This is a genomic window from Halosegnis marinus (assembly GCF_029338355.1).
Taxonomy (GTDB): domain Archaea; phylum Halobacteriota; class Halobacteria; order Halobacteriales; family Haloarculaceae; genus Halosegnis; species Halosegnis marinus.
The window spans coordinates 830,406-844,967 of record NZ_CP119802.1 but is presented as its reverse complement, the minus strand read 5'-3'; the positions used below and the strand labels follow the sequence as shown (position 1 = coordinate 844,967).

At 70.5% G+C, this 14,562-nt stretch carries 15 protein-coding genes; 9 read left to right on the top strand and 6 right to left on the bottom strand.

All coding sequences use genetic code 11. The features are described 5' to 3' along the window. Positions 1-26: 26 nt before the first annotated feature. Positions 27-320, bottom strand: a complete 294-nt coding sequence (locus P2T37_RS04805; protein ID WP_276235647.1) for a DUF6432 family protein — start codon at positions 318-320, stop codon at positions 27-29. Positions 321-487: 167 nt separating this feature from the next. Here P2T37_RS04805 and P2T37_RS04800 point away from each other — a divergent pair, with 167 nt between their 5' ends. Genes P2T37_RS04800 through P2T37_RS04790 form a run of 3 tightly spaced genes read left to right on the top strand, consistent with a single transcriptional unit; the run spans position 488 to position 3,561 of the window. Next, entirely contained in the window at positions 488-2,329 is a 1,842-nt protein-coding gene (locus tag P2T37_RS04800) for a UvrD-helicase domain-containing protein (protein WP_276235646.1), read from the top strand. Positions 2,330-2,377: 48 nt separating this feature from the next. Next, positions 2,378-3,253 carry a DUF3267 domain-containing protein gene (locus P2T37_RS04795; RefSeq protein ID WP_276235645.1) on the top strand — a complete coding sequence of 292 codons (876 nt, stop codon included), beginning with the start codon at positions 2,378-2,380 and terminating at the stop codon, positions 3,251-3,253. Positions 3,254-3,291: 38 nt separating this feature from the next. Next, positions 3,292-3,561, top strand: coding sequence for a DUF7967 family protein (locus tag P2T37_RS04790; RefSeq protein ID WP_276235644.1), 270 nt, complete (start codon positions 3,292-3,294; stop codon positions 3,559-3,561). Here the strand turns inward: P2T37_RS04790 and P2T37_RS04785 are convergent. Continuing rightward, the gene (locus tag P2T37_RS04785; RefSeq protein WP_276235643.1) at positions 3,558-3,806 is read right to left on the bottom strand and encodes a DUF7533 family protein; all 249 of its coding nucleotides are present in this window, start codon (positions 3,804-3,806) and stop codon (positions 3,558-3,560) included. The genes P2T37_RS04790 and P2T37_RS04785 overlap by 4 nt on opposite strands. Positions 3,807-3,857: 51 nt before the next feature. Further along, positions 3,858-5,282, bottom strand: coding sequence for an MATE family efflux transporter (locus P2T37_RS04780; protein ID WP_276235642.1), 1,425 nt, complete (start codon positions 5,280-5,282; stop codon positions 3,858-3,860). Positions 5,283-5,377: 95 nt separating this feature from the next. On the opposite strand from P2T37_RS04780, the gene P2T37_RS04775 reads away from it, so the two are divergent. Further along, complete coding sequence (locus tag P2T37_RS04775) at positions 5,378-5,968, top strand: riboflavin synthase (protein ID WP_276235641.1); 591 nt, start codon at positions 5,378-5,380, stop codon at positions 5,966-5,968. 74 nt (positions 5,969-6,042) lie between these two features. Beyond that, on the top strand, positions 6,043-7,923 hold the full coding sequence (locus P2T37_RS04770) for a PINc/VapC family ATPase (RefSeq protein ID WP_276235640.1): 1,881 nt from the start codon (positions 6,043-6,045) through the stop codon (positions 7,921-7,923). On the opposite strand, the gene P2T37_RS04765 is transcribed toward P2T37_RS04770, so the two are convergent. After that, positions 7,924-9,651 carry an Hvo_1808 family surface protein gene (locus P2T37_RS04765; protein ID WP_276235639.1) on the bottom strand — a complete coding sequence of 576 codons (1,728 nt, stop codon included), beginning with the start codon at positions 9,649-9,651 and terminating at the stop codon, positions 7,924-7,926. Between the two features lie 49 nt (positions 9,652-9,700). Further along, positions 9,701-9,982, bottom strand: a complete 282-nt coding sequence (locus P2T37_RS04760; protein ID WP_276235638.1) for an ArsR family transcriptional regulator — start codon at positions 9,980-9,982, stop codon at positions 9,701-9,703. 307 nt (positions 9,983-10,289) lie between these two features. On the opposite strand from P2T37_RS04760, the gene P2T37_RS04755 reads away from it, so the two are divergent. Genes P2T37_RS04755 through P2T37_RS04740 form a run of 4 tightly spaced genes read left to right on the top strand, consistent with a single transcriptional unit; the run spans position 10,290 to position 13,651 of the window. Further along, the gene (locus tag P2T37_RS04755) at positions 10,290-10,604 is read left to right on the top strand and encodes an EMC6-like membrane protein (protein WP_276235635.1); all 315 of its coding nucleotides are present in this window, start codon (positions 10,290-10,292) and stop codon (positions 10,602-10,604) included. Continuing rightward, a complete protein-coding gene (locus P2T37_RS04750) occupies positions 10,605-12,452 on the top strand; it encodes a ribosome biogenesis/translation initiation ATPase RLI (RefSeq protein WP_276235633.1) in 1,848 nt (615 codons plus the stop codon). Positions 12,453-12,496: 44 nt separating this feature from the next. Next, entirely contained in the window at positions 12,497-13,279 is a 783-nt protein-coding gene (locus tag P2T37_RS04745) for a PHP domain-containing protein (RefSeq protein WP_276235631.1), read from the top strand. Between the two features lie 30 nt (positions 13,280-13,309). Next, entirely contained in the window at positions 13,310-13,651 is a 342-nt protein-coding gene (locus P2T37_RS04740) for a DUF4112 domain-containing protein (RefSeq protein ID WP_276235628.1), read from the top strand. A 270-nt stretch (positions 13,652-13,921) separates the two neighbouring features. Here the strand turns inward: P2T37_RS04740 and engB are convergent, their stop codons facing one another. Next, a complete protein-coding gene (gene engB / locus P2T37_RS04735; protein ID WP_276235627.1) occupies positions 13,922-14,542 on the bottom strand; it encodes a GTP-binding protein EngB in 621 nt (206 codons plus the stop codon). Positions 14,543-14,562: the final 20 nt, after the last annotated feature.

Here is a 14,562-nt window from a genome sequence, read left to right as displayed (position 1 = left end):
CGCCCCGCGGCAAAAAGCGAACCGCGTCAGAACGGGAGCTTCTCGCGGATGGACTCCACGAGCGACGGCTCGGGGCGGTCGTCGCCGTCCGGGACGACGCGCTCGTCCGGCCGGATACGCGTGGTGCCGTCCTCGTCCTCGACGCGGATGAGGCCTTGGTCCTTCAGTTCGCCGAGCGCGGCCTCGATGCGGTCGATACCCATATCGACGCTCGACCGGAGCTCGAAGACGGTCATCCCCTCCTCGTGGCGGTCGACGAGGGCGTCCAGCACCGTGAGTTCCGACTCCTCGCGGTCGCGGAACTCCCGCTTGGCCTGCATACCTCTAAGTAGGCGACCGCCGGTTATGAATCGTTCGCGCCGCCGCTCCCGTCGCCGGGTTCCGCCCCCCGGCGTCCCCCGAACGCCCCGAGCGGGGGCGCGAACGGCCCGTTCGCGCTCGAGAACGACCCACGCCGCTTATATCGGTCGCTCCTGTGTATTTCCCCATGAGCGACCCACACGTCACCCGGCTGTTCGGCGGGCCGGGGAGCGGGAAGACCACCGCCCTGCTCGACCGGGTGGACGAGATGCTCGACGACGGCGTCGCCGTCCGCGACATCCTCGTCGTCTCCTACACGCGCGCCGCGGCCGCGGAGATCCGCGAGCGGCTGGCCGAGCGGCTGGACCGCTCCCCGAAGTCGCTGAAGGGGAACGTCTGTACGATGCACGCGAAGGCGTACGAACTGCTCGACCTCTCGCGGGGCGACGTGGTCGGCGAGGAGCACAAGAAGGAGTTCTGCGAGAGCTACGGGCTGGACTTCGAGGGAGAGTACGACTCGAACCGGCGGCGCTCCGCCACCTCGACGACGATGGGCAACAAGGTCATCGCCACCTCCCAGTGGCTCCAGCGCACCCGCCGCGACGTGGCCGACTGGTACGACGTCCCCTTCCAGTGGGACGTCGAGGAGGTTCGCCTGCCGCCGGACATCGACCCGAACGCCCAGACCGGCAACAAGTACACGCCGACGTGGTCGAGCGACGACGACCGCCTCGACGTGCCCGAGGCCATCCGCGCGTGGCGCGCCCACAAGGGCGAGGAGGGCGTCGTCGGCTTCGCCGACATGCTCGAACGCGTGAAGCAGCGCTCGCTCGTCCCCAACGTCGACCACCTCGTCATCGACGAGTTCCAGGACATCACGACGCTCCAGCACGAGGTGTACGAGGAGTGGAAGCCGCACATGGAGTCGGTGCTCATCGCCGGCGACGACGACCAGGTCGTCTACGCGTGGCAGGGCGCCGACCCCGCCCTGCTCCTCGAAGCCGACCCGGACGAGGACGTGGTGCTGCCGAACTCCTACCGGCTCCCGTCGAACGTCCTCAACGTCGTGAACCGGCAGATACGCCACATCACGGAGCGACAGGAGAAGGACCTGAAGCCGCGCAAGGAGGGCGGCAGCGTCGAGGCCGTCCGCTCGCCGTCGATGCTCGACCTGGTGCGGAACGTCCGCGACACGATAGAAACCACCGACGAGGACACCGTGATGGTGCTGTTCCGCGCGCGCTACCAGCTGTTCCAGTTCATGGAGGAGTTCACGTCGCTCGGCATCCCGTACACCTCGCTCACGGACATGCGGATGTGGACCGACCGGCTGGAGGGGTACGTCCGCGCCATCGAGAAGACGGAGGCCGACGAGCACATGACCGGCCTCGAAGCCCGGCGGCTCGCGGAGATGCTCGCCGACTCGGCGTTCGGCACGGGCGAGCGCGACGACCTCTTCGACGCGCTCGACGACCTGAAGGAGCGTAACGACGCGCGCCTGGAGGACTTCGAGGTCGCGCCCGACTTCGTCCAGGAGTACGCGCCCTTCACCCCCGGCCCGGCCAGCGCGGCCGACATGCTCACGCGCACCTCGAACTTCCAGGAGCGCTCCGTGAAGGCGTACTTCGATGGGCCCTACGCCGGGATGGACGCCGACCGCGTCCGCGTCGGCACCATCCACTCCGCGAAGGGCCGCGAGGCCGACCACGTGTTCGTCTGTACGGACCTCACCGAGAAGGTGGTCGAGCAGATGGCCGCCAGCGTCGAGGAGGGCGACCTCCCCGAGGGCGTCACCTTCGAGAAGGGCACCGACCCCGTCCCCGTCCTCACCGACAACGAGCGCCGCGTCTTCTACGTCGGCATGTCGCGGGCCCGCGAGCGGCTGGTCGTGCTGGAGAACCTCATCGACGGCGCGCCGACGCTCCCGATAGACGTGCTCATCAACAACGCCCCCTCCGAGACCACGCTCGACGAACTGATGGAGGAGGCACAGCGCCCGCAGGAAGCCGTCGAGGGCGCGGCGGACTGACACCGGGTACCTGACAACGGTTAAGGGGGTTCTCGTCGTCGGGCGGGTATGACAACTGACGAGGAGGTCGTGCTCGCGGACCTCGAACTGTCGCGGGGCGTCGTCATCCAGATGAGCGCCGTCGGCCTGCTCGGGTTCGTCGTCGCGCTGGCCCTGTTCGGCGGCCTGTTCGCGGCCGTCGCCGGCCGCCCGGCGACGTTCGACTTCTTCCCCGGCGTGGCGTGGTGGAACAGCGCGCTCGACTTCCTCGTCGTAGCCGTCCTCGCCACGGTGATAATCGTCCCCCACGAGTGGGTTCACGGCCTCGCCTTCCGCCGGTACGGCGGCGACCCGCGCTACGGCGTCGGCGTCGCGCACTTCGTGCTCCCGTACGCGTACGCCTCCAGCGAGGGGCGGTTCACGCGCAACGAGGCGCTCGTCATCGTCCTCGCGCCGCTCGTGGTCCTCACGGCCGTCGGGACGCCACTGATGCTCGCCACCGGGTGGGGGTGGCTCGCGCTCCCGCTCGCCGCGAACGCCGCGGGCGCGGTCGCCGACGTGTGGATGGCGCTGTCGCTCGTCTCCTTCCCGGCGCACGTCCTCATGGAGGACCACGAGGACGGGGTGCGGGTCATCGGTCGGCCGGGCGACCGCGTGCCCGACCTCTCCGTGACGACGGTGGCGTGGGAGGCGCTGGCCGGCGCGGCGGTCGCCGCCGTCGCCCTGCTCGTCGTCGTCGGAATCGGCGGACCGGTCGTGCTCGGCGCGCTCGGCGTCGAGTCGCTCACGCTCGGCCGCCCGGGGACGCTCTCGTACGTGTTCTCGTTCGTGAACCGTCCCGACGAGATATCCGTCGGCGTCGGTCCCGGCGTCCTCGTGACCGGCGCGGCGCTCGGCCTCGCGTTCGCGCTCCTCCGCACGGCGCTGCGGCGGCCGCGGGCGTAGCCCCCGACCTTTTCGCGGCCGGCGCCGTACCGCCGCCTATGACCGACGAGGTCCGCGTCTGGCTTGTCGAGCGCACCTACTCCGACGACGAACAGAACCTCATCATCCTGACGTACGCCACGCCGGACGGGGAGCGGTACTTCCGCAAGGAGCGGGCGCTCACCTCCTTCACCGACCAGCGGGAGACGACCGCCGCGCTCGACGTGAGCCCGGACAACCTCGGGGAGACCGGGGAGGACGACCGCGAGCGGTTCGCCACGGAGGCCGAGCGGATGGCCTCGGTCCACGACCCGGACGACCCGATCTAGTCCTCGTCGTCCTCGTCCGGCTCCTTCACGACCCGTCCGACCGTCGCGCCGAGCACCTTCCCCGGGATGTCGCCCGGCGTCGTGAGGTACCGCTCGACGAGCAGCATGAGGACCGCGACGCCGACGGCCGCCGCGCCGACGACCGTCTCGCCGTCGAGCAGTCGGTTCACCCCGAACAGGGCGATGGGGGCCGCGAGCGCGACCGTCGCGGCCAGTCCTATCGTCCCGAGGATGGAGCGCGCCATACCGGGAGGGGACGCCCGGCCGACGAAAGCCCTCCGGTCGCGGGTTTCCCGCTAGTCGCCGGGGTCGGAGTCGGCATCGGGCCGGTACGCCCGGCTGACGGCCACCCACGCCCCCGTCCGGAAGCGCCACACGTTCACCAGCACTGGAACCCCGGTCTCGGCCAGCAGCGCGAACAGCAGGGCCGTCGCGCCGAGCGACGTGACGACGCCGAGCCCCGCGAGCGGGAGCGCGACGAGGTAGAGGCCGGCGAGGGTGGCGACGAAGGGGACGCGGGTGTCGCCGGCACCGCGGAGCGTGCCGGTCACGGAGCCGTCGACGCCGAGCGCGACGGCGCTGCCCGCGGCGACGGCGACGAACAGCGCCGTCGTCCCGACCGCGTCGGGACCGACGAACACCGACGCGATGGGCCGTGAGAGCGCGACGACGAGCGCCGCGGCGAGCAGGTAGACGACCGCCGAGAGGGTCGTTATCTCCCGGCCGTACGCGCGGGCGGCGTCCTCGTCGCCGCGGCCGAGCGCCTGCCCGACGAGCGTCGAGGCCGCGATGGAGAAGCCCCACGTGAAGCTGTTGAGCAGCTGCCTGACCTGCCGCGCGACGCCGACGGCCGCGAGGACGACGGGGCCGAACGTCGCGGCGACGGCGAGCAGCGGGAACACGACGACGCCCTGCGCGACGCGGCGCGCGACGAGCGGCGCGGAGACGCGCCCGAGCTGCCCGACGAGCCGGCGGTCGACGACCGACGCGCCGAACACCGGGAGCGGGCTGGCCCCCCGACCCGCGTACGAGCGCCCGGTCATCCCCCACGCGAAGACGACGGCGACGAGCAGCGTCGAGAGCGTCGTCCCCAGCCCCGCGCCGAACACGCCGAGGTCGAAGGCGAACACGAACGTCGCGGAGAGCGCGACGTTCAGCGCGGCCCCGAGCGCCCGGACGGCCATCGGCGTCGTCGTGTTCCCCACGCCGGCGTAGGTGCGCGAGGCGACGAGGTTCAGCGCCTCGAAGACCAGTCCCGGGGCGACGACGGCGAGGTACACCGCGGCGTGGCCCGTCGCCGCCTCGCCGCCGCCGACGAGGCCAGCGAGCGGCTCCGCGCCCAGCCCGAACGCCGCCGCGAGCGGGAGCGACAGGACGAACGCGGCGAGCAGGCTCGCCCGGACGACCCCCGTCGCGCGGGCGTCGTCGCCGCCGCCGACGTTCTGCGAGACGAGCGAGAGCGTCCCCCCGGCCAGCCCGATGAACAGGAGCTTGCCCACGGTCCAGTAGGCGTTGGCGACCGTGAGCCCCGCGACGGCCGTCTCGCCGACGGCGACCCCCACTATCGCGAGGTCCACCGTCCGCTTCGACATGATGGCGAAGCCGGTGACGACGCGGGGCCACGAGAGGTCGACCGTCTCGCGCAGCCGCCGCTCCTCGATGACGTTCGCGTCCGCGAGCAGCCCGGCGACCAGCGCCGCGAGCCGCGCGAGCCGTGACACAGCCGCACGAGGACCGGCGCCGAGTTAGCCGTTCCGTCGGCGTTCCACATCCGTGAACGATAACACATTTGTGTCGAATCGGCCCTATCGCAGGTGTGTTCACCGGCATCATCGAGGACACCGGCGAGGTACGGGCGAGAGAATCGACCGACGGCGGGCTCAGACTGCGAATCGCGGCCCCCTTCGCCGCGGAACTGGAACACGGCCAGTCGGTCGCCGTCTCGGGCGCGTGTCTCACCGTCGAGGAGCACGACGACGACGGCTTCTCGCTGTTCCTCTCCGAGGAGACGGTCGAGCGCACCTACCTCGGGGGGCTCGAACCCGGCGACGCGGTCAACCTCGAACGGGCGCTGCCCGCCGACGGGCGCTTCGACGGCCACTTCGTCCAGGGCCACGTGGACGGCGTCGGCGCGGTGACGGGCATCGAGCGCGTCGACGACGACTGGGTGTTCGCCTTCTCGCTCCCCGAGTCGATGGGCCGGTACGTCGTGGAGAAGGGGTCGGTGACGGTGGACGGTATCTCGCTCACCGTCGCCGACCTCCGCGACGGGGAGTTCACCGTCGCGGTCATCCCCGCCACCTACGACATCACGACGCTCTCGGACAAGGCGGTCGGCGACCCGGTCCACCTCGAAGTGGACGTGGTCGCGAAGTACGTTGAGTCGCTCACAGAGGGGTACCGGTAAGCCGCCGACGGCGGCCGCGCGAGCCGGCGAGACGGGGTTACAAGGCTTATCAGGACCCCGGCCGAACCCGTGCCATGAACCTACTTCCGGACACGAGCGCGGTCGTCGACGGCCGCGTGTCCGAGCGCGAGGACGTGGAGACGGTCCTCGTCCCCAACGCCGTGGTCGCGGAACTGGAGTCGCAGGCCAACGACGGCCGCGACGCCGGCTGGGCGGGGCTGGAGGAGCTCCAGCGGCTCGTCGAGCGGGCGGAGTCGGGCGACCTCTCGCTCGACTACGTCGGTCGCCGGCCGACGAACGAGGAGACGGTCGGCGCGGGCGAGGGCGACATCGACGCGCTCATCCGCGACCTCGCCGCCGAGCACGACGCCGTCCTGCTCACGAGCGACACGGTGCAGGCCGAGGTGGCCCGCGCCACGGGCGTCCCCGTCGAGTACGTCGAGCCGAAGGTCGACGACGGCGCCGACGAGGAGGGGCTCGAACTCGAGCGCTACTTCGACGCGAAGACCATGTCCGTCCACCTGAAGACGGGGGTCGCGCCGATGGCGAAGCGCGGCGACATCGGCGACATCACGTACGGCGCCATCGGCGAGGAGCCGCTGACCGAGGCGGCGATGCGCTGCATCGCACAGGACGTCGAGTCGACGGCCCGCGCCTCCTCGAAGGGGTTCGTCGAACTGGAGGAGCCGGGAATGCGCATCGTGCAGTACCGCGACTACCGCATCGCGGTCGCGCGGCCGCCGTTCTCGGACGGCATCGAGGTGACCGCCGTCCGGCCCATCGCCAAGACGACGCTCGACGACTACGACCTCCCCGCGGGGATGCGCGACCGCTTCACGGAGCGCCAGCGCGGCGTCCTGCTGTCGGGCGCGCCCGGCGCCGGCAAGTCCACGTTCGCGCAGGCGGTCGCGGAGTTCCTCAACGACTCGGGCTTCGCCGTCAAGACGATGGAGAAGCCGCGCGACCTCCAGGTCGGCCCCGAGATAACCCAGTACACCGAACTCCGCGGCTCGATGGAGCGGACGGCCGACTCGCTGCTCATGGTCCGGCCCGACTACACCATCTACGACGAGGTGCGCAAGACCAGCGACTTCCGCACCTTCGCGGACATGCGGCTCGCCGGCGTCGGGATGATCGGCGTCGTCCACGCCACCCGCCCCATCGACGCCCTCCAGCGGCTGGTCGGCCGGGTCGAGCTCGGCATGATACCGCAGGTCGCCGACACCGTCGTCTACATCGAGGCCGGGGACGTGAACACCGTCTACGACGTGGCGACCGAGGTGAAGGTCCCCCACGGGCTGATGGAGGAGGACCTCACGCGCCCGGTCATCGTCGTCTCCGACTACGAGACGGGCGACCCTGCCTACGAGATATACACGTTCAATCAGCAGGTCGTCACCGTCCCGCTCGACGGCGCGCCCGGCGAGGAGGGCGAGGAGTCGGGCGTCGACCGCATCGCCCGCAACGAGATAGAGCGCGAGATAAAGTCCGTCGCCCACGGCCAGGTCGAGGTGGAACTCAAGAGCGGCAACACCGCCGTCGTCTACGTCTCCGAGAACGACATCTCGACGGTCATCGGGAAGGGCGGCGGCCGCATCACGGACATCGAGAACCGCCTCGGCATCGACATCGACGTGCGGACGCTCGACGAACACCCGCGACGGAACGCGGGCGGGTCGTCGTCCTCGGGCGGGTCGGGCGGGTCGGGCGGCTCCGCCGACGCGGGCCGCTCGCAGGGCGAGATCGTCACGCCCGAAATCACCTCCCGACACGTCATCGTCCCGATGGAGGGCCACGCCGGCCAGACGGTCGAGGTGCGCGCCGACGGCGAGTACCTGTTCACGGCGACCGTCTCCCGGGGCGGCGAGGTCCAGGTGTCGCGCGGCAGCGCCATCGCCGAGGAACTGGAGGCGGCCATCGACCGCGGCAAGACCATCACCGTCGCGCCGCAGTAGTCAGGCCCGCCGCCGTCCGAACAGGCCGACGAGCGCAGCCAGCGCGGTGACCACGGCGAGCGCGCCGAAGCCGGGCTGACCGGGCGTCTCGGTCGCCGTGGCGGTCGCCTCGGCCGTCTCCGTCCCCGTCCCCGTCCCCGTCGCGGTCGGGGTGACCGTCGCCGTGGAGAAGTCGTAGGGCGTCGGCGTCGGGGTGGGCGTCGGTCGCGTCAGTCCGTCGGGGACCGTGCCCGCGCGGACCCCGTTCAGCGCGTCGAGCGTCGGGGCGTTGACGACGGCCACGGTGTCGTTCTCGACGCGGAGCGCGAACGCGTCCGCGAAGGACGGCTCCCGGCCCGCGTCGAGGACGACGTACACGTCCTCGGCACCCGCTACCGGCCGTGCGTTCCGCACCGACAGCAGTTCCCGGTAGGCGTCGGCGAACGCCGCGGCGTCGGCCGACGAGTCCCAGACCGACCGCCACACGTAGCCCGTCTCGTTCGTCGCGGCGGAGTCGTCGGTGACGTACACCTCGATACGGTCGCCGTCCCACCCGGTCGTCGCCTCGAACCGGTAGTCGTACGGGTCGAAGTCGTCGCCGGTGAGGAAGGCGCCCCGCCGGAACACGGTCTCGGTGCCGCCGGGGAAGCCGGGCGCGACGAACATCGACACCATCCCCGCCTCGCCGAACGTGTCGTGGCTGGCGTTCATCCCCGGTAAGCCGCCCAGGCTCCCGTTCGCCGGCGGGACGAGCCGCTCCCACGCCCCGCCGCTCCGGTCGTCGAGGGCGACCGCGCGCGGCGCGTCGTCGGGGTACCGCTCGGGGTGGACGAGCTGTTCGGTGCTCTGGACGGGGTTCCGGTAGAGGGCGTTCACGGCCTCCCAGCCGCCCTCGCGGTACACCTCCCGGACGAACGACGGGCCGTCGCTGTACGGGGCGTACTGGGTGAGTATCGCCCCCCACTCGCCGGCGTCGTACACCGCCCCCGCGCCGCCCGCTTGCTCGACGGTGAGACAGTCCCACGAGCCGTCACACCGCTGTCGGTAGATGTAATCGACGTAGTTGCCGTCCCCCTCGATGACGGCGTCGTAGGCGTTGTGCCGGTCGGTCGTCATCCGCCCCGTCCCGAAGGCGGCCTCGTACTCGTCGGTCAGCCCGAACGAGCGGTTCTCGGCGAAGTCGAACTGGAGCGCGTGCATCAGCTCCTGTGCGAGCACGATCTCGTTCAGCCGCGGGGTCGTCGTGTTCTCCGAGACGACGACGATGCGCTCCTCGCTCGGCGAGTAGAAGCCGCCGACGCCGCCGGCGCTCAGTTCGCGGAGCGTGGCGGTCCAGCTCTCCCCCTCGCCGGCGAAGAAGCGGGCCTCCGCGAGGGTGTCGTGGAACAGCCGTTCCTCGGTCGAGACGTTCTCGAACGACCCGGCGATGCGGTCGGCGTACGCCTCGCGCCCGATGACCTCGACGGGCGGTCGCGCGGCGAACTCCAGCCGCCGCACCTCCTCGACGCGGGCCATCGCCCGCGACACCACCGCGTCCAGTTCCGTGTCGTTCAGCCCGTCGGAGCGGGTCACGGACACGGACTCGTTGTACCAGTAGCCGTCCTCCCACCCCAACACGTCCGTCTCCGGGTCCGCGGGCGGGGCGGTCGCGCCGTCGGTCGGCGACGGTGTTGCGGCGGCGACCGGCGCGACGGCGGCCGCGGCGAGCAGGAGCGCGAGGAGGGCGGCGAGCGGGGCGCTGCGCTTCACAGCGGTGACGCGTCGTCCGAATACAAAAACGTCCGGCGTGGCCGCCGTCTCAGTCGTCCGCGGCGGCGGGTTCGGCCTCGTCCGCGTCGGCCGTCGGGGACTCGTCCACGATCTCGTAGAGGTTCTGTCGCGCGTCGGCGAAGTAGACGTCCTCCTCGACGATGTCGATGTCCTCCAGGCGTTCGAGGGCGTATCGCACCGTCCGCGCCGAGAGCATCGACTCCTCGACGATGCCCTTCTGCGTCATCGACCCCTGGTACTCGAGTACCTTGTACACCAGTTTCGCGCTCGGCGGAAGGTCCCCGATGGTCTCCCCGTCAGAATCACTCATCGTACCCCGACACACGAACCCCTCATGCTTAAATCTGGAGGTGGCACGCACGTCACCCGCGCCCCTCACGGGCTATACCGCCCGAAATCGAACGCTTCGGGGAGGTCGTGGAACCGGACCACACGCGGGAACGCGGGACGGTGCGGCCGGCGGCGGTGGCGGGGCCGTTCGCGCGAGCGTCGATGCTCGCGCCGGTCTGTTCGCGTGTCGCTCGGTTCCCTCGCTCCCGCTCGCCGTTCCGCGGCGTTCGCGCCGCTCGCATCGACCAGTCGAATCGCTTTTGCCGCCACGGAGACGACCGGAGGGTATGGCGACTGACACGGCCGGCCGCTTCTCCCCGCACATGCGGGGCGTGACGGTCACGGCGCTCGCGTCCGTCATGGGCATCCTCGCCGCCGTCGGCTCCTCCGTGGTGACCGCGGAAGCCGCGACGCCGGCGACGGACCCGATGGGCGTCTTCGTGCTGGCGGGGGCTATCCTCGTCCAGTTCCCGGTGTTGCAGGTCGTGGGCATCGACGTGGGCGAGTTCTCGACCAAGGACTACCTCTACGTCGCGTTCATGACCTTCTCGCTGTGGTTCGTCTGCTGGGGAATCCTGCTGTCGACGGGGACGACGTTCTAGATGGCCGACGACTCCATCGCGGTGGTCGACCTCGACCGCTGCCAGCCGGACCGCTGTAACTACGAGTGTATGAACTACTGCCCGCCTAACCGGACGGGCAAGGAGTGCATCGTCGAGCGCGGCGACCACTACGACGAGGGCGAACCACACGAGGGCGGCCCCGACCAGGTGTTCATCTCCGAGGAGATCTGCCTGGGCGAGACGTGCGGCATCTGCGTCGAGAAGTGCCCGTTCGACGCTATCGAGATAATCAACCTCCCGCAGGAACTCGACGAGGAACCGGCCCACCGCTACGGCGACAACGCCTTCTCGCTGTACGGGCTCCCCGCGCCCCAGGAGGGCCGGGTCACGGGCATCCTCGGGCCGAACGGCATCGGGAAGACGACCGCGGTTCGCATCCTCGCCGGCGAGATCGAGCCGAACCTCGGCCGGCACGCCGACCCGCCGGACTTCGAGGCGGTCATGGACGCGTACCGCGGCACCGAGCTCCAGGACTACCTCGCGGACCTGCGCGACGGCGACGTGACCGTCGCCCGCAAGCCGCAGTACGTCGACAAGATACCCGACACGTTCTCCGGCGTCACCCGCGACCTCATCGAGGGCGTCGACGAGCGCGGCGTGGCCGACGACCTCGTCGACCGCCTCGACATCGGGCCGGTCATCGACCAGCCCATCGACACCCTCTCGGGGGGCGAACTCCAGCGGGTCGCGCTCGCGGCCACGCTCGTCCGCGACGCCGACTTCTACTTCCTCGACGAGATAACGCCGTACCTCGACATCGGCCAGCGCGTCACGGCCGCGCGGCTCATCCGCGAACTCGCCGAGGAGGAGGACCGTTCGATGCTCGTCGTCGAACACGACCTCGCGGTGCTCGACCTGCTCGCCGACACCATCCACGTCGCGTACGGCCGCCCCTCCGCGTTCGGCGTCGTCACCGACCCGAAGAGCACGAAGAACGGCATCAACGAGTACCTCACGGGGTATCTCGACAACGAGAACATGCGTATCCGGCAGGGGGAGATCGAGTTCGAACAGCACGCTCCCCGGCCCACGTCCACGGGCGACACGCTCGTGGAGTACCCCGCGATGACGAAGTCGTACGGCGAGGGGGAGTTCACCCTCGACGTCGACGCGGGCGAGGTCCGCAACAACGAGGTGCTCGGCATCGTCGGCCCGAACGGCATCGGGAAGTCCACCTTCGCGAAGCTACTGACCGGCCGACTGGACGCCGACGAGGGGAGCGTCGATGTGGACCTCGACATCTCCTACAAGCCGCAGTACGTCGATATCGACCAGCCGATGCGCGTGGACGCGTTCCTCTCCTCCATCACCGACGACTTCGGCTCGTCGTACTGGAACACCGAGATCGCGGGACCGCTCCAGCTGGAGCGCGTGATGGAACAGGACCTCACCGACCTCTCGGGCGGCGAGCGCCAGCGCGTCGCCATCGCCGCCTGTCTGTCGAAGGACGCCGACCTCTACCTGCTCGACGAGCCCTCGGCGCACCTCGACGTCGAACAGCGCGTGCTCGCCACGCGCGCCATCCGCCGCTACACCGAGAACCACGACGCCACGGCGATGGTCATCGACCACGACATCTACATGATCGACCTGCTGGCCGACCGGCTGCAGGTGTTCGACGGCACGCCCGCCGAGTACGGTCACGCCGGCGAGCCGGTCGGGATGCGCGACGGCATGAACGCGTTCCTCTCGAACCTCGACGTGACGTTCCGGCGCGACCAGCGCACCGGCCGCCCGCGCATCAACAAGCCGGGGTCGCAGAAGGACCGCGAGCAGAAGAAGGCCGGCGAGTACTACTACGCGCCCGCCGGCGACGACGCGGAGTAGCCGACGGCCGGAACTTTCCTCACGCGGCCGGTCCTCCCTCGGGCGTGAACCGCGACTACCACGTCCACTCGAACTACTCGGACGGGACCTTCCTCCCGTGGATGGTGTCCGCGGCCGCCGAGGCCGGCCTCGACGCCGTCGGCATCGCGGACCACTGCACCGTCACGGACCGCGACGGGCCGAAGCGCCACCGCCGCGCGTTCGGCTTCGCGCTCGATATCACCTACGAGCGCCGCCGCCGCGCCATCCGCGAGGCGCGCGAGCGCCACGACATCGCCGTCTACGACGCCGCGGAGATGGACTACCACCCCGCGGACGAGGGCGCGATAGCCGAGTTCCTCGACGGGGCCGGCTTCGACTACGCGCTCGGGAGCGTCCACGAGCTCGACGGGACGAACGTCCACACGGAGCCGCACTTCGCGGACCAGCCGGAGGCCGACCTGCGCGGCCACGTCGACACCTACTTCGACCGGCTGGTCGCGCTCGCGGAGTCGGAGCTGTTCGAGATCGCCGCCCACGTCGACCTCGTGGAGCGGAACCGCCACCTCCGCGGCTTCGCCACGGAGGACCACTACCGGCGCGCCGCCGAGGCGTTCGCCGACTCGCGGACCGTCCCCGAACTCAACGCGGGTCGCGCGCTCTCGGAGTACGGCGAGGTCCACCCGACGCCCGCGTTCATGGAGGTGCTTCGCGAGGCGGGCGTCGAGTTCGTCTTCGGCACGGACTCGCACCGCCCCGGCGAGATAGCCGACCGCAAGGAGGAGTTGGAGAAGTTCGCCGTCTCGCACGGCGTCGAGACGACGGCGCTCGGCGAGAACGGCGGCTAGGTTTTCCGTCCGGACGACGACACGGGTCGTATGGCCGACACACAACGGGTCCTCGACCGGATGGAGCGGGTGGCGACGCTGATGGACAGCGGATTCGAGCTCCCCGTCGTCGGGGTGAAGGTGGGCCTCGACCCGCTGCTGGGGCTGGTGCCGGGCGGCGGCGACCTCGCGGCGGCCGTCGTCTCGCTGTACCTCGTCGTGGAGGCGGCACGCCTCGGCGTCTCCGTCCGGACGCTCGCGCGGATGGTGTTCAACGTCGCGCTCGACGCCGTCGTCGGGACCGTGCCGCTGCTCGGGGACGCCTTCGACCTGGTCTGGCGCGCGAACGACCGGAACGTCCGCCTCGCGAAGCGCGACCTGGGCGTGGAATAGAGGGGGCGAACAGGCGGCCCGCGACCGGCGAGCGACGGGCGGGCCGCACACCCGCTTCGACCCGTCGCCGCGACTGCTACGTCACGCGGTCGCTGGCCGCGTCCCGGTATTTGAACCCGAGCATCCGCGAGCGAACGCCGTGAGCGAGCGGTTCGCCGCGACGAGCGGAGCGAGTCGCGGGACCGAGCCGCGACCGGAGGGAGCGGCGACGCGTCTTTTTGGTGCAGATTTTTGCCGACGGGCCGCAGGCCCGTCGTGCAAAAAGGTGCGTCAGAAGAACTTGAACAGGTCGTCGCGCTTCGCCTCGTGGAGGTGGAACCGAACCGCCTCGTTCAGCGCGCCGATGTTCCCCTTCTTCGCGACGATGGGGGCGACGGACTCGCCCTCCCACTGTTTCCACGGCGGGAGCAGGCCGAAGCGGTCGCAGATGTCGTTCAGTCGGTCGTCGCGGTCGTCCACCTTGTCCATCTTGTTCACCGCGAGGACGACGGGAATCCCGAGTTCGCGCAGGAAGCCGTACATCTCGACGGCGTGGGGTATCTCGTCGGGGCCGGAGTGGCGGTCGATGATATCCACGGCGGCCTTCCCGTCGAGGACGATGACGCCGGCGAGAATCGAGTCGGCGTGCTCCTCCAGGTAGCGGACGATGTCGGTCTTGATTCGCTCCTGTACCTCGTCGGGGACGCCCGACATGAAGCCGAAGCCGGGGAGGTCCGTGATGACGAAGTCCTCCGGCGCCCAGTCGTAGTGGTTCGGCTTCCGGGTGACGCCGGGCTTGCCGCCGGTGTCGAACCGATGGCCCGTTATCTCGCGCATCAGCGTCGATTTCCCGACGTTTGAGCGCCCGAGCAGGACGACCTCGCTGTCGCGGTCCGGGCGGGTGTCGAACATACCCTTCGTTTCCCGTCGAG

Bases quoted from the DNA above. Each gene is read 5' to 3' on its own strand.
- P2T37_RS04750 (WP_276235633.1), top strand. From the start codon at position 10,605: ATGGCCGACGACTCCATCGCGGTGGTCGACCTCGACCGCTGCCAGCCG.
- P2T37_RS04785 (WP_276235643.1), bottom strand. From the start codon at position 3,806: ATGGCGCGCTCCATCCTCGGGACGATAGGACTGGCCGCGACGGTCGCG.
- P2T37_RS04790 (WP_276235644.1), top strand. From the start codon at position 3,292: ATGACCGACGAGGTCCGCGTCTGGCTTGTCGAGCGCACCTACTCCGAC.
- P2T37_RS04805 (WP_276235647.1), bottom strand. From the start codon at position 320: ATGCAGGCCAAGCGGGAGTTCCGCGACCGCGAGGAGTCGGAACTCACG.
- P2T37_RS04755 (WP_276235635.1), top strand. From the start codon at position 10,290: ATGGCGACTGACACGGCCGGCCGCTTCTCCCCGCACATGCGGGGCGTG.
- engB (WP_276235627.1), bottom strand. From the start codon at position 14,542: ATGTTCGACACCCGCCCGGACCGCGACAGCGAGGTCGTCCTGCTCGGG.
- P2T37_RS04800 (WP_276235646.1), top strand. From the start codon at position 488: ATGAGCGACCCACACGTCACCCGGCTGTTCGGCGGGCCGGGGAGCGGG.
- P2T37_RS04740 (WP_276235628.1), top strand. From the start codon at position 13,310: ATGGCCGACACACAACGGGTCCTCGACCGGATGGAGCGGGTGGCGACG.
- P2T37_RS04760 (WP_276235638.1), bottom strand. From the start codon at position 9,982: ATGAGTGATTCTGACGGGGAGACCATCGGGGACCTTCCGCCGAGCGCG.
- P2T37_RS04795 (WP_276235645.1), top strand. From the start codon at position 2,378: ATGACAACTGACGAGGAGGTCGTGCTCGCGGACCTCGAACTGTCGCGG.
- P2T37_RS04770 (WP_276235640.1), top strand. From the start codon at position 6,043: ATGAACCTACTTCCGGACACGAGCGCGGTCGTCGACGGCCGCGTGTCC.